Origin of the sequence: Psychrobacter aestuarii, from assembly GCF_904846035.1 — a bacterium.
GTDB classification, from domain to species: domain Bacteria; phylum Pseudomonadota; class Gammaproteobacteria; order Pseudomonadales; family Moraxellaceae; genus Psychrobacter; species Psychrobacter aestuarii.
Window position 1 is genome coordinate 74,304 of record NZ_CAJGYT010000001.1, and the last position, 13,395, is coordinate 87,698.

Sequence of the window (13,395 nt, forward strand, 5' to 3'; positions counted from 1 at the left end):
TTTTATAGCACACAAGAGACGGCGCGTCTTATCCCAGCATGGGGCGCGCATTTGGTTACCAGCAGTGACGCAATTTGTAACCACCCATAATGATAAGGAATGCTAATACGGCTTACGAGCCACTACTAAGGAAGGTAGGTGTATATGATTCACGAAACCCCATCAAACCCCAATGATGACGACTACGACACATCATCCAATTTCTTACTTGATATTGCGCCCTTGGTACTGACTGCCATCATCTTAATGGTGCAATTTTTTGTGTTTAAAGACTTTACCCCGCACATTCCTTTGGCGTGCGGCATCTTGCTGACAGGTCTGTTTGTCAAGCTGCGCGGGCGCAACTGGCAGGGTATGGAAGATCGTTTTTTAAAGGTCATTAAAATCGGTCTGCCTGCGATTTTGATTTTGATGGGCGTGGGCATGCTCATTGGCTCATGGATTATCGCAGGCACGGTGCCGACCATTTTATATTATGGCTTTAGTATCTTTTCGCCATCCTCGTTCCTAGTCTCGGTGTGTATTATCTGCGCCATTATTTCTGTGGCGACAGGGACGTCATGGGGCACGGTCGGTACGGTCGGTCTTGCCATGATGGGTATTGGTATGGGCTTGGGTATTCCTGCCTATCTGACAGGCGGCGCGATTGTCTCAGGCGCGTTCTTTGGTGACAAGATGTCACCTTTGTCAGACACCACCAACTTGACGCCAGCGGCGGCGGGTGTGGACTTGTGGGAGCACATCCAAGGCATGCTGCCGACCACGGTCCCTGCGATGGTCACCGCGCTGGTACTCTATGCGTGGATTGGGATGAGCTATGGCAGTGACAACATCGACATGACCTCGGTACAAACGCTGCAAACCACCTTGATGGACAATTACACCATCAGTCTATGGACATTATTGCCAGCGGTCGTGGTCGTCGGTGCTGCGGTCATGAAAATGCCCGCCATCCCAACCGTATTAAGCGGTGTGGTGGTGGCGTCACTGGTTGCCTTTTTTATGCAAGGCGTTGGCGTCAGCGAAATCTTTACCGTATTACAAAATGGCTTTGTCAGTGAGACAGGCTCGGAGGTGGTGGACAAGCTACTGTCCAAAGGCGGCGTCATGTCGATGACGTGGGTCGTGACCTTGACCATCTTTGCGCTCGGCTTTGTCGGCTCGCTTGAGCATTACGGCACGCTAAAAGCCATCATGCACAAAATCAAGCACATGGTAAAAAGCCGCCTCGGTCTGGTGTTGACCAGCTATGCCAGCGTGATTGGTGTCGGCACCATCATCGGCGATGTGTACACCACCTTAGTGCTGCCCGCGCGTTTATTAAAAGACAAGTATCAAGAGATGGGCTACAAGCGCACCACCTTGACCCGCGCTATCGAGGACAGCGGGACATTGTTATCACCGCTCATTCCTTGGAATATGGGCGGTAGCTTTGTGGCGGCGACGCTCGGCATTGCCACCTTAGCCTATGCGCCGTTTGCCTTTGCGTGTTGGCTCTCGCCGCTGTTTGGCTTGCTGTGGGCGGTACTGGGCAAATTTATTCCAAAAGAAGACGACGCAGACATGCCAGCGCGCCATGACAACGTGCCCGCCGCGTCAGTATCTATCGAAAAGTTTTAACCACAAGCCGCCTGACTTGCTCGCATCACGCATCAGGCATCACCACTTGTGTGGGTCGCGCTTTTGCTGACCCAGCATCAACACCGTCGGCTGCACAAAGGAGGGCACGATATGTTGCAAGAGCATTGTTTATGGGACATCACCGCCCCCAAAGCGCCCCACTGTGAGACATTGACTAGAGACGCCAGCGCGCAAGTCTGCATCATCGGCGGCGGCTATACGGGACTGTCGGCGGCGATACATTTGGCTGAAAAAGGTGTGCGCGTTGTGGTCTTAGAGGGCAAGACCATCGGCAGCGGCGGCTCGGGCAAAAGCGTGGGCTTGGTCAATGCAGGCACGTGGGCACGCCCTGATGATTTAAACACCGCGCTTGGTGTTACAGACGGCGAGCGCCTGACCGAAGCGCTGGGCGCTGCGCCAAAACTGGTCTTTGACCTTATCAAACGCTACAACATCGACGCGCAAGCGACCAATGCAGGCAACCTGCACATGGCGCACAATACCAAAGGCGAACAAGATGTCGATATCCGCTATGAGCAGTTGAGCCGACGCGGCGCAAATGTCGAGGTGTTAACGGGCGCTCGCTGTCACGACTACTGCGGCACGACCAGCATTAATAAAGCGCTGCTCGACCATCGGGCAGGCACACTAAACCCGCAAGCCTACGTGAACGGTTTGGCAAAAGTCGCCCTCAGCCTTGGGGTCAGCATCTACGAGCAGTCCCCCGTACAGAGTTTGTATAAAGCCGATGGGCAGTGGTACGCCGCAACCGACCGCGCGCACGTGGGCGCTGAGCGCGTCATCATCGCCACCAACGCCTATACCGAGGGCGAGTGGACAGAGATTAAAAAAGCCTTTTATCTGGTCGCCTACTACCAAATTGCCTCCGAGCCATTAACTGGCGAGGCGGCAGCGCGCATCTTGCCTTACCGCACAGGCGCTTGGGACACACGGCTTGCGCTCTCAAGCTTTCGCCGTGACCATGATGACCGCTTATTGCTCGGCACGGTCGGCGCACGCGCTTATAAGCCCAAAGCCTTTTATCAGTCGTGGGCGAATCTTGTGCAAAAAAGCTATTATCCCGACTTGCCTGCATTTAAATGGCAGTACGAGTGGAGCGGGCAGTTTGGCTTTACCCAAGACCATATCTTTCGTGTGCTAGAGCCTGACGCAGGCTTATTGACCGCCACCGCGTACAATGGTCGCGGCATCACCACAGGTACGATGATGGGCAAGTGCTTTGCCGATTATATTATCACTGGCAATAAAGACAGCATCCCGCTGCCCTTTAAAACGCTTGAGGAATGCAAAGTCTCGATGCCAAGGCTTAAGTCCATCATGACCGAAGTCGGCTTGACGCTGTACCACTCAGGGCAGTGCTTGCAGATTATTAAATAGCGGATTATCAAATAACAGATGGCTAAATAACAGATGACTAAATAGCGGATTGTTAACTCAAAGACAGTCAGCCAAAAAAAAGCGCCGTCACGAAGACAGCGCTTTTTTGTAAGTAAAAAATAAAGCATCACAGCGGCTGCTGCAATCCTTGCTGGCGTGCTTGATAGCGACTATAAAAATAAATCGCCAAACCAGGCACATACAGCACCAAGGATAAGAGCAGATTGTCCAGTCCCGCTGCATAGACCAGCCACAGCCCGTACACGCTCGCGCCCAGACCAGTCGCCTTAATGTACCAGCGCTCGTTTTGTGCAAAAGACACTTTTACCAAATACGCGCCTACCAAAAAGTAAGGAATCAAAATCATCGAGGTCGAGATAATGACCAAGGTATTGTAGCCTTCACCCGTCAAGAAAATCATCAGCAAGCACAGCTGCACGGTCACACTGGTCAGCATGAGCGAGGCGGTCGGCGTGCCTTGCGCGTTTTGCTTGGTAAAGATACGCGGGAACGCATGGTACTTGGCTGCCGTGTAGGGCACTTCGGCAGAATACAAAATCCAGCTCAGATACGATGCCAATACCGAGATAATCAGACCGATGCTGATGCCCCATTTGCCGATAGTGCCTGTCATCTGCGTCATGATGCCTGCCATGGACGGGTTGCTAAGCGCCGCCACATCGCCACGGGTCATGACCCCAAGCGACAGCAATGTGATACCGACATACAGCACCAAGGCGAACAGCACGCCCAGATAGGTCGCGCGACCAATGTCGGCACGTTTTTTGGCACGTAGGGACAAGACAATCGCCCCTTCAACCCCAGTGAACACCCACAATGTGATGAGCATGGTGTTTTTGACCTGATCCATAAACGGCGCTTCTAAGGTCGTGCCCGCGCGGTCAGCGCTAAAGGTCTGTACATCAAAGCTATAATAAGCAAAAACAATAAACGCAATCAGCGGCAAGCTTTTTGCCAATGTGGCAAGCAGGTTAATAAACGCTGCCTGCTTAACCCCGCGCAGCACCAGATAATGCACCAGCCATAAAATCGCCGACTCACCCACCAATGCCCATAGGGTATTGCCTTCCCCAAAAATAACCTCGTTTGGGCTATCGACAAAGCTGCCGAGCGCCGAAAACGCCACCACCAAATACCCGACCACGCCAATGGTCGCACACAGCCAATAGCCCCATGCCGAAAAAAAGCCTGCCAAATCGCCAAAGCCATTTTTGGCATAAGTGTAGATACCGCCATCCATATCGGGCTTTAAGCGCGATAAGTGTAAAAAACAGCCCGCAAGGAACATAATCCCTACGCCTGTAATCAGCCATGCGGTGATGATGGCATCCACCCCAGCCACTTCCGCCATATTCTGCGGCAAGCTAAACACCCCAGCGCCCACCATCGAGCTGAACACGAGCGCGGTGAGCATGGTTAACCCAAGTTTTTGTCCATTTTGCATCATACTGTCTCTATATCGTTCATCTCTAGATTGCTTACGCTTGCGCGGCGTCGTCAAAATGCGCGCTCAGCACCTCGATATGCTCAGGACCAATACCGCAGCAGCCGCCAATCAATGACGCGCCTTGGCTTTGCCACTGCTCAGCCCAGCGCAAATACGCAGGTGGGGTCAGGTCAGCGCGCACCTCATCAAGACCGTCATTGGCGGTGGCGTCTTTAGGCTGCGGCGGGAACGCATTGGCATACGCACCAAGCTGTACCGACAGCGCGTCTTTGTCCGTAAGGGTGGCTTTCGCGACCGTCAGCGCCGCATCAATCACCTCAGGCTGACAGCAGTTAAACAAAATCGCTGCCACATTGGCATCAGAAAGGGCGGCAATGGCTTCGGCGACCGTCTCACCTGAGCGTAGGCGCGGCACATCGATATTTTCATTGTCCTCAAGGGTGAACGACACCCACACAGGCTTTTGCGCGGTATCCAACGTGCCAATCAGCTGACGCGCTGCTAGTGACTCTGCGATAAGGCTTTGGGTCTCAATCAACCACAAATCGACATAAGGCGACAACCCCTGAATCAATGGGGTGGCGATGTCCTCGACGTGTTCTGCATCAAACAAGTCAGCACGGTACGAGCCGAATAATGGCGGAATAGAGCCTGCCACGCGCGCGCTGTTGCCTTCTAGCGCCACCGCTTCACGCGCCATCTCGCCTGCTTTTACTGCCAGCGCTTCGGCTTCGGCATCAAAGCGCGACTGCCCAATATGAAACGGCACAAGGGCATAACTGTTGGTGGTGATGACCGCAGCGCCGCTTTGGATAAAGGCGCGATGCACATCACGCACCACCTCAGGCGCTTCAATCATTGCCAGCGCCGACCACTCAGGCTGACGAAAGGGTGCGCCACGTTTGGCCAATTCACGACCCATACCGCCATCAATGATGGTGACTGATTGTATTGTCATAACAAATCCTTCTTTGCGGTAGATAAAAAAAATAAGAAAAGGCTCGCGGGCATTTATAGCCGCTGAACCGATAAAGTGGGCAATACTAGGCGTAATGCTGGCATGATGCAACCGAAAGTTTGGCAACACCCCATGCAAAAGCGGCAATAAGACAAGCGTCATCGATCAAATGGCAAAAGCGCGATGAAGGCACAACATATCTGTAAAGCAAAGCATACACGGACCAACAAGGCGATACGTATGCCTCGTTGACACACCGTCTTGGATAGGGGCATCATGCTAGAGCATGATTATTTTTAATGTGCGATATAAAAACTTGATAACAACTTTAGTGAATAACGACAGCAAACCACCATGATCCAAGGAGCGCGACATGAAAGCGGCACGTTTTTACGATAAAAAAGACATCCGTATTGAAGACATTCCAGAGCCCACCGTAGAGCCAGGCACAGTCGGTATCGACGTGGCATGGTGCGGCATCTGCGGCACCGATTTGCACGAATTTATGGAAGGACCGATTTTTATTCCCCCTTGCGGTCACCCGCACCCCATCTCAGGCGAGTCCGCGCCCATCACCATGGGGCATGAATTTTCAGGCGTCGTTTATGAAGTCGGCGAAGGCGTTGATGATATCGAAGTCGGTCAGCACGTCGTGGTCGAGCCGTACATCATCGCGGATGACGTACCCACAGGTGAGGGCGACGACTATCATTTGTCTGAAAACATGAACTTTATTGGTCTGGGCGGTCGTGGCGGCGGTCTGTCAGAAAAAATCGCCGTCAAGCGCCGTTGGGTACACCCCATCTCAGAGGACATTCCCCTTGACCAAGCCGCCCTTATCGAGCCACTTGCGGTCGGCTATCATGCCTTTGTGCGTAGTGGTGCTAAAGAGGGCGATGTGGCCTTGGTCGGCGGCGGTGGTCCTATCGGACTGATGCTCTCGTCTGTGCTTAAAGCCAAAGGCTTGACCGTCATCCTGACGGAGCTGAGCGCCGCGCGTAAAGACAAAGCGCGGGAAAGCGGCGTGGCAGACCATGTGCTTGACCCCACCGAAGTGGACTTAAAAGAAGAGGTGATGAAAATCACCAACGATCGCGGCGTTGATGTCGCCTTTGAATGTAGCAGCGTCAATCAGGTGCTCGACTCACTCGTTGAGCTGACCAAACCTGCAGGCGTGGTGGTCATCGTCTCTATCTGGAGCCATCCTGCAAAAATCAGCGTCCACAGCGTGGTCATGAAAGAGCTGGACGTACGCGGCACGATTGGTTATGTCAACAATCACAAAGACACCATCGAGCTGGTCGAAAAAGGCTTGGTCAATCTTGAGCCGTTCATTACCCAGCGTATCAAGCTCGATGAGCTGATCTCAGAAGGCTTTGATACCTTGATTAACAACAATGAATCGGCGGTGAAAATCATCGTTAATCCGAATTTGTAAACAATCTTAGTCAGTCATAATCAGTAAAGCATAAACAAGTGGCGCGATTTTGCCCTCTTGTTTGTGCTTTTTTTTATGCCTTTAAAACACGAGCGGCTATCACTCATTACGCATGCTGGCATGCACAAACGCACTTTTCGCACAGATGCACAAGCAAAGCGTCCGTGATTATTTGCGACAACAATTTAGCAGATTAAACAGTCATGACCCGCAAAAATATGCCGATACTTTGTTTGTTATGGGTGAAGGCGTGATTGTCAGCGCGCAAACCCAACAAACCGCATTAACCATCGACTTTGGTTGCTTATGGCGGTAATATGCTAAATAGGCATATCTCTATGATAGGTATCCTGTTGACATAAAGGAATAAGGAAGTCTTTATGCGTACGGTTGGCATACTGCTGTTCGATGCGGTCGAAGTCTTGGATTTTGCAGGTCCTTTTGAAGTATTTTCGCTCGCAGAAAGCGAGCAGGGCGACGCACACTTTCAAGTCGTGACCATCGCTGAGCGACCAGCAGCCATCACTGCCAGACACGGGCTAAGCGTGATACCGACTTACGACATCCACTCGCATCCACCTTTGGATGTGCTCATCATTCCAGGCGGACACGGCGCCAAGAATATCGAAATAAACAACCCCATCATCATTGACTGGATTGCCGCGCAAGCACAAACCGCCGAGCTGGTGCTGTCGGTATGTACAGGCGCGTTTTTATTGGCCGAAGCGGGCGTGCTGGCAGGTCGCACCGTCACCACCCATTGGCGCGAGCTTGAGCGCTTGGCGCTGCGCTATCCAGAGGTGAACGTCGTGGCGGACAATCGCTTTATCGATGCCAGTGATGAACGTATGGCGCTTGTGACCTCAGCTGGGATTAGTGCGGGCATCCCCGCGAGCTTGTATTGTGTCGAAAAACTGACAGATACCGCGACCATGCAGCGCACGGCAAAGCGCATGACATTTACGATGGAATAATAAGGTCAAACATAAAGGAATCATAAAAAGAAGCACAACAAACAGGAGGTGTGGGTATGCAAGAAGCCGTTGCAAATATCCTCGATGAGGATTATGGACTACCAAAAAACATGAGTGAACAAAGGGCGTATAGTGTCTGCGTGCCGAATATGCCAAGGTGTACCTCGGTCGATGAGCACAACGTCATGATACTAAATGCGCTTGAGGCCATCTGTCTGCATATTGGCTGCGCGGATAAAAACGCCGCGCCCCATGATAAGCCCGCCGCCGTACAGGCATCAGAGGGCAGCGGACGAAGCGGTACCATCTGGATGCAGATATATTCAGACACCTGTAAAGGCAGTCAAAGCTGTGATGTGGAAGACACACCAACACCATAAGCTATTAATAAACGGCTCAGCACACTGCCCACCCGTCATGTCAAAGGCACGACGTTGGGTATTCAATGCCATTTATGGCGCAATAAGCGCCGTTATTTTTTGCATTTTTTAATATATGATTGACTTATTGGCAATCAATGTTACGCTAGAAACTTCTTTGGGGAGTAGCCTGTTTTTGTCAGCAAAATAAGCTCACAAAAGCGTTCGTATCAACATATTTGGCCACATGCCATGGTGCGGACACCTCTCGGTTGGCGAGACCATCGATATATACACACTGCAGGTCGAGGGTGTGCGTATGTCGTGGACTCTATACTCGACCCGAGACTGTGTGAATGAACCCGATAGCCCTTCTGTTACTTGCCTTTTCTATGTCCACCGATGCCTTTTCGGTCGCGATTGGTAAAGGGGCAAGCCTCAAAAATCCGCGTTTTACTCAAGCCCTACGCTTAGGACTTATCTTTGGTATTGTCGAAGCCATCACGCCGCTTATCGGCTGGGGGATTGGACGCTCTACCACCTATTTTATTGATGCCGCCTTTATCGAGCGCTGGGACCACTGGGTCGCTTTTGTCATTTTGGTCGGTCTTGGTATTTACATGTTCTTTGAAAGTCTGCAATCAGACGATGATGAGGACGACACCGACGAAAAGCCCGCAAAAATGTCTTTGGCAAAAACCATGCTCACCGCGCTGGGCACGAGTATCGATGCCATGGCGATTGGCGTCAGTCTTGCCTTTATTGAGGTCAATATCTTGGTTGCGGCGGCATTGATTGGTCTTGCGACCGCAATCATGGTGACGATTGGGGTGATGCTGGGTAAGGCGCTCGGCGCGTTAATCGGTCACCGCGCTGAGATGTTCGGCGGGGCGATGCTGGTGGCGATTGGCACATGGATTTTGCTCAGCCACATGATGGGCTAGTGCCATATTTTCTCTAATACCCTAAACCAATTTTCTGAGGCTATCTGGTTAATCAGTGCCTCAGAAAAGTTGCGCTGCTGCATACGCGCAAGCAGCTTATCCATATCACGCACATCGCTAAGTGACTCAGGCAACAGACAGCCGTCAAAATCTGAGCCAAAGCCCACGTGGTCGTCGCCCAAATGCTCCAGCAAATAAGCCAGATGGTCAATGATGACGTCAAGGGCGGTCTGTATATTGCGCTGCCCATCGGCGCGTAAAAATGCCACGTCAAAGTTCACCCCGACCATACCGCCGCGCTCTTTAATAGCGCTCAGCTGCGGGTCGGTCAGGTTTCGCGCCTGCGGACATAAGGCGTGCGCGTTGGAGTGGGTCGCGACAATCGGCTGATTTGTAATCTCTAGCGTGTCCCAAAAGGCGCGCTCATTCATGTGCGAGACATCAATCAGCATGCCTTTTTTGGCACAAGTGACCACAAGGTCTTTACCTGCATCGGTCAGTCCTGATCCTGTATCAGGCGAGTGCGGAAAAGCCGCGTTTAAGCCGTCCCCGAACAGGCTTTTTCGATTCCACAATGGACCGATGCTTCGCAGCCCTGCCGCATAGAATGTGTCTAACAGCTCAGGCTGAATCGCCAAAAACTCCGCGCCTTCTACATGCAGCACGATTGCCAGTTGGTTGTTTTTTTGACAGTGTATGATTTGCGCGACCGAGGTACAAATCTGAATTTGCCCATTTGACTCCGCTTGTAATGCGTGAGCAAGCTGCAACTGCGCGCAGTAAATATCGACGATTTCTTGTGGCGTAAAGTCTGTATTTTCAGGATTGGTCAATTTGTCAGGATGGTTGTTTTTCACATAACCATAAGGCGGCAAAAAGATAGAAAACAGTCCGCCCAACCAGCCCGCTTGCTGACAGCGCTGCAAGTCCAAATGCCCGGGCAGCGTGCCATGAATAAAATCATGCACAGGGTCAGCCGCTGAGCTGAGCCAAAGGCGGGTCAATAAATCATTGTGTCCATCAAAGATCATTGGCGGGGTCATGGTTGCTGTATTCATTCTGCCACCGTCTGCGTTGGGATGCGCGCCTCTTTGCTGAGTAGCTTCGAGTTTTTTGGATTCCTAAAGCGCAAGTCTTCAAAGGCGACGGGCGTTTCGCTATTGATGCGTGCCTCTTCAATCAGATAGTGATAAGGCGATTTGCCGCACACAGGGTCGGCGTTTTTGGCGTCGCCTGTCAGCATAAACGCTTGGCAACGACAGCCGCCGTAATCGCGCTCCTTATCAGGGCAGCTTTGGCACATCTCAGGCATCCATTCATCACCGCGATACTGATTAAAGCTCGCCGAGTCATACCAGATGTCTTTTAGCGGGGTTTGCTTGACGTTGGGGAATGCTATCGGCAGCTGTCTTGCCGCATGACAGGGCAACGCGGTGCCATCGGGCGCGACGGTCAAGAAAATCTTGCCCCAGCCATCCATACATGCTTTGGGGCGCTCTTCGTAATAATCAGGGACGACAAAAATCAATTTGCACTTAATGCCCAGCTCGGCAATTTTTTTGCGGTATTCATTGGTGATGCGTTCGGCGCGCACCACTTGCGCTTTGGTCGGCAGTAAACCTTCGATATTTTCAAACGCCCAACCATAAAACTGACAAATTGCCAGCTCAACGGTGTCGGCTTCTAGCTCGAGGCACAGCTCAATGATTTTATCGATTTGGTCGATGTTCTGCCGATGAATCACAAAGTTAAGCACCATCGGGTAGTCGTACTTTTTAACCAGTCGCGACATCTCATATTTTTGTTCAAAGGCATGCTTTGAACCTGCCAAGAGATTATTTACGACGGGGTCGCTGGCTTGAAAGCTGATTTGGATATGCTGTAAGCCTGCGTTTTTTAGGCTGGCAATGCGCGCTTCGGTCAGCCCCATACCTGAGGTGATGAGATTGGTATAAAAGCCCTTTTGGTGCGCGTAGGCGACCAGTGCTTCTAGGTCTTGGCGCACCAATGGCTCACCGCCAGAAAAGCCCAATTGCACCGCGCCAAGCTGCCGCGCCTCATCGAATACTGTGCACCATTCTTCGGTCGTCAGCTCGTCTTTATAGTGCGCATAGTCAATGGGGTTGGAGCAATACGGGCATTGTAGCGGGCAACGATAAGTCAGCTCCGCAAGTAACCATAAGGGCAGCCCAACAGGTGCAGTCATACCAAATCAATCCAATGTTCACGCTGGGCGACCAGCATGTATTCAATAATATCTTGCTCAATCTCAGGCACATCGCCGAACATCGCCTTTATCTTTTTAATGATATTGGCAATCGATGCGTGACCATCAATCTGTTGACCAATGATGCTGGCGCTATCGTTGAGCGTAATCATGCCCTCAGGGTAGAGGAGCACATAGGCATCTTGCGCAGGCTCAAACTGAAAGCGGTAGCCGTGACGCCATGTGGGAACCAGAGTTTGGTCCAGCTCAGGTATACTCATTTGAACAATCCTTTATGCCAGACATTATCATTGGTGACGCTTTGGTACGGCGCTTGGTCATGCACATAAGCAAGGCTCAAGGCGTCCAGTATCGTCCATAGAATATCGAGCTTAAACTGTAAAATCTCCAGCATGCGTGTTTGCTGCTCTACCGTCTTGAACGAATCCAAAGTAATGGTCAGCCCATGCTCGACATCGCGGCGCGCTTGGCTTAAGCGCGAGCGAAAATAGGTGTAGCCTTCTTCTTTAATCCACGGATAATGCTTGGGCCAAGACTCTAGGCGCGACTGATGAATCTGCGGGGCAAACAGCTCGGTCAATGAGCTGCTCGCCGCCTCACGCCATGTGGCACGGCGGGCAAAATTAACATAAGCATCGACAGCGAAACGCACCCCTGGCAAGACCAATTCTTCAGAAATGACTTGCTCACGTGTCAGACCGACCGCTTCTGCCAGACCGAGCCACGCCTCGCGCCCGCCGCCATCAGGATACACGCCGTCTTGGTCAATCATGCGCTGAATCCACTCTTGACGCACTCGCTGATCGGGGCAGTTCGCCATGATTGCCGCGTCTTTTAGCGGAATATTGATTTGATAATAAAAGCGGTTGGCGACCCACGCTTGGATTTGCTGCTGTGTGGCGCGCCCTTCGTGCATCATGATATGAAAAGGGTGATGAATGTGGTAATACTGACCTTTTGCCATAATCGCTTGTTCAAACGCTTCTGGACTTAAGGCGATATTGTCTTCTGTTATTGTTGTCATAGGATTGCCTTACCGTGTGTCTTACAGTTCTATCTGCATGCCATCGAACGCCACTTCAACGCCGTGTTGTTTTAGTGTCGCCGCTTGCTCTGATTGCTCATTTAATATCGGGTTGGTGTTGTTGATATGAATCAGCACTTTGCGCGTGTCACCCAGCTGGTCGAGATAATGCAGCGAGCCATCGTCACCGCTGATGTGCAGATGCCCCATGTCTTGCCCCGTCTTGGTACCGACGCCGCATTCTTGCATCTCATTGTCCGTCCACAGCGTGCCATCAATCATCACGCAGTCAGACGCCTTCATAATGTCCATGACTGTATCGTCAATCTTGCCAAGACCTGGCGCATAAAAGAGCTGCTTTTGCGTGGTAAGGTCTTTCACAATCAGTGCGATATTGTCGCCATCATGCGGGTCATTGCGGTGCGGTGAGTAGGGCGGCGCTGAGCTGCGGATGACAAGTGGCGTCAATTCTAAATTGTCAAAACCGTCGATGCTAAAGGGCTGCGCTGGGTCGATTTGATTGTACGCTAGACCGCCATTCCAGTGCTTGAGCATATTAAAAATAGGAAAGCCTGTGGTCAGGTCTTGATACACCATGTCGGTACACCATACCGAGATGGGGCAGCCTTCACGCAAAGTCAATAGTCCTGTGGTGTGGTCGAGCTGGCTGTCCATCAACACCACGGCGCTGATGCCCGTGTCTCTGAGCTGGCGGGCAGGCTGCGCGGCTTTAAAGTCAAACAGCTGCTGGCGAATATCGGGCGAGGCGTTAAACAAAATCCAATCGATGCCGTTTTCTGAGATGGCAATGGAGGATTGAGTGCGCGTTTGTGCGTCAATCGTACCTTGACGGACGCCGTGACAGTTGGCGCAGTTGCAGTTCCACTGCGGGAAACCGCCGCCCGCCGCTGAGCCTAAAACATGAATATACATAAATCGATATTTCCAAAGTACCAAAAAAATAAAAGCCCTAATCAACTAGGGC

Annotated in this window: 13 protein-coding genes; 6 read left to right on the top strand and 7 right to left on the bottom strand. The window is 51.8% G+C overall.

Translation table 11 applies throughout. The annotated features are described in order from the left end of the window. The first annotated feature begins 144 nt into the window (after positions 1-144). Both nhaC and amaA read left to right on the top strand, forming a co-directional pair. Positions 145-1,620, top strand: a complete 1,476-nt coding sequence (nhaC, locus tag JMW05_RS00265; RefSeq protein ID WP_201503437.1) for a Na+/H+ antiporter NhaC — start codon at positions 145-147, stop codon at positions 1,618-1,620. A gap of 111 nt (positions 1,621-1,731) precedes the next feature. Then, positions 1,732-3,018 (top strand): L-pipecolate oxidase, encoded by a 1,287-nt coding sequence (gene amaA, locus JMW05_RS00270; RefSeq protein ID WP_201503438.1) that lies wholly within the window; start codon positions 1,732-1,734, stop codon positions 3,016-3,018. Positions 3,019-3,145: 127 nt separating this feature from the next. Here amaA and JMW05_RS00275 read toward each other — a convergent pair whose 3' ends face one another. Both JMW05_RS00275 and JMW05_RS00280 read right to left on the bottom strand, forming a co-directional pair. Then, entirely contained in the window at positions 3,146-4,483 is a 1,338-nt protein-coding gene (locus tag JMW05_RS00275) for a basic amino acid/polyamine antiporter (protein ID WP_201505453.1), read from the bottom strand. Between the two features lie 34 nt (positions 4,484-4,517). Next, entirely contained in the window at positions 4,518-5,444 is a 927-nt protein-coding gene (locus JMW05_RS00280; protein ID WP_201503439.1) for a homocysteine S-methyltransferase family protein, read from the bottom strand. Positions 5,445-5,817: 373 nt separating this feature from the next. On the opposite strand from JMW05_RS00280, the gene JMW05_RS00285 reads away from it, so the two are divergent. From JMW05_RS00285 to JMW05_RS00300, 4 genes are all read left to right on the top strand, one after another. Beyond that, positions 5,818-6,882 carry a 2,3-butanediol dehydrogenase gene (locus tag JMW05_RS00285; RefSeq protein WP_201503440.1) on the top strand — a complete coding sequence of 355 codons (1,065 nt, stop codon included), beginning with the start codon at positions 5,818-5,820 and terminating at the stop codon, positions 6,880-6,882. A 380-nt stretch (positions 6,883-7,262) separates the two neighbouring features. Next, a complete protein-coding gene (locus tag JMW05_RS00290; protein ID WP_201503441.1) occupies positions 7,263-7,856 on the top strand; it encodes a DJ-1/PfpI family protein in 594 nt (197 codons plus the stop codon). A gap of 56 nt (positions 7,857-7,912) precedes the next feature. Further along, the gene (locus tag JMW05_RS00295) at positions 7,913-8,236 is read left to right on the top strand and encodes a type II toxin-antitoxin system HicB family antitoxin (protein WP_201503442.1); all 324 of its coding nucleotides are present in this window, start codon (positions 7,913-7,915) and stop codon (positions 8,234-8,236) included. A 371-nt stretch (positions 8,237-8,607) separates the two neighbouring features. Next, positions 8,608-9,159, top strand: a complete 552-nt coding sequence (locus JMW05_RS00300) for a manganese efflux pump MntP (RefSeq protein WP_265090589.1) — start codon at positions 8,608-8,610, stop codon at positions 9,157-9,159. Here the strand turns inward: JMW05_RS00300 and JMW05_RS00305 are convergent. The 5 genes from JMW05_RS00305 to pqqB are packed head-to-tail and all read right to left on the bottom strand — an operon-like array spanning position 9,156 to position 13,343. Then, on the bottom strand, positions 9,156-10,190 hold the full coding sequence (locus JMW05_RS00305; protein WP_201505454.1) for a dipeptidase: 1,035 nt from the start codon (positions 10,188-10,190) through the stop codon (positions 9,156-9,158). The two genes, JMW05_RS00300 and JMW05_RS00305, sit on opposite strands and share 4 nt — an antisense overlap. Positions 10,191-10,213: 23 nt before the next feature. Continuing rightward, positions 10,214-11,365, bottom strand: coding sequence for a pyrroloquinoline quinone biosynthesis protein PqqE (gene pqqE, locus JMW05_RS00310; RefSeq protein ID WP_201503444.1), 1,152 nt, complete (start codon positions 11,363-11,365; stop codon positions 10,214-10,216). Continuing rightward, entirely contained in the window at positions 11,362-11,646 is a 285-nt protein-coding gene (gene pqqD, locus JMW05_RS00315; protein ID WP_201503445.1) for a pyrroloquinoline quinone biosynthesis peptide chaperone PqqD, read from the bottom strand. Before pqqD ends, pqqE begins: the two co-directional genes overlap by 4 nt. Then, complete coding sequence (pqqC, locus tag JMW05_RS00320) at positions 11,643-12,410, bottom strand: pyrroloquinoline-quinone synthase PqqC (RefSeq protein ID WP_406947432.1); 768 nt, start codon at positions 12,408-12,410, stop codon at positions 11,643-11,645. Before pqqC ends, pqqD begins: the two co-directional genes overlap by 4 nt. 21 nt (positions 12,411-12,431) lie before the next feature. Then, entirely contained in the window at positions 12,432-13,343 is a 912-nt protein-coding gene (pqqB, locus tag JMW05_RS00325) for a pyrroloquinoline quinone biosynthesis protein PqqB (protein WP_201503446.1), read from the bottom strand. Between the last annotated feature and the right edge of the window lie 52 nt (positions 13,344-13,395).

Bases quoted from the DNA above. Each gene is read 5' to 3' on its own strand.
- nhaC (WP_201503437.1), top strand. From the start codon at position 145: ATGATTCACGAAACCCCATCAAACCCCAATGATGACGACTACGACACA.
- JMW05_RS00300 (WP_265090589.1), top strand. From the start codon at position 8,608: ATGTCCACCGATGCCTTTTCGGTCGCGATTGGTAAAGGGGCAAGCCTC.
- pqqB (WP_201503446.1), bottom strand. From the start codon at position 13,343: ATGTATATTCATGTTTTAGGCTCAGCGGCGGGCGGCGGTTTCCCGCAG.
- JMW05_RS00290 (WP_201503441.1), top strand. From the start codon at position 7,263: ATGCGTACGGTTGGCATACTGCTGTTCGATGCGGTCGAAGTCTTGGAT.
- JMW05_RS00275 (WP_201505453.1), bottom strand. From the start codon at position 4,483: ATGCAAAATGGACAAAAACTTGGGTTAACCATGCTCACCGCGCTCGTG.
- JMW05_RS00295 (WP_201503442.1), top strand. From the start codon at position 7,913: ATGCAAGAAGCCGTTGCAAATATCCTCGATGAGGATTATGGACTACCA.
- pqqD (WP_201503445.1), bottom strand. From the start codon at position 11,646: ATGAGTATACCTGAGCTGGACCAAACTCTGGTTCCCACATGGCGTCAC.
- JMW05_RS00305 (WP_201505454.1), bottom strand. From the start codon at position 10,190: ATGATCTTTGATGGACACAATGATTTATTGACCCGCCTTTGGCTCAGC.
- JMW05_RS00280 (WP_201503439.1), bottom strand. From the start codon at position 5,444: ATGACAATACAATCAGTCACCATCATTGATGGCGGTATGGGTCGTGAA.
- pqqE (WP_201503444.1), bottom strand. From the start codon at position 11,365: ATGACTGCACCTGTTGGGCTGCCCTTATGGTTACTTGCGGAGCTGACT.
- pqqC (WP_406947432.1), bottom strand. From the start codon at position 12,410: ATGACAACAATAACAGAAGACAATATCGCCTTAAGTCCAGAAGCGTTT.
- amaA (WP_201503438.1), top strand. From the start codon at position 1,732: ATGTTGCAAGAGCATTGTTTATGGGACATCACCGCCCCCAAAGCGCCC.
- JMW05_RS00285 (WP_201503440.1), top strand. From the start codon at position 5,818: ATGAAAGCGGCACGTTTTTACGATAAAAAAGACATCCGTATTGAAGAC.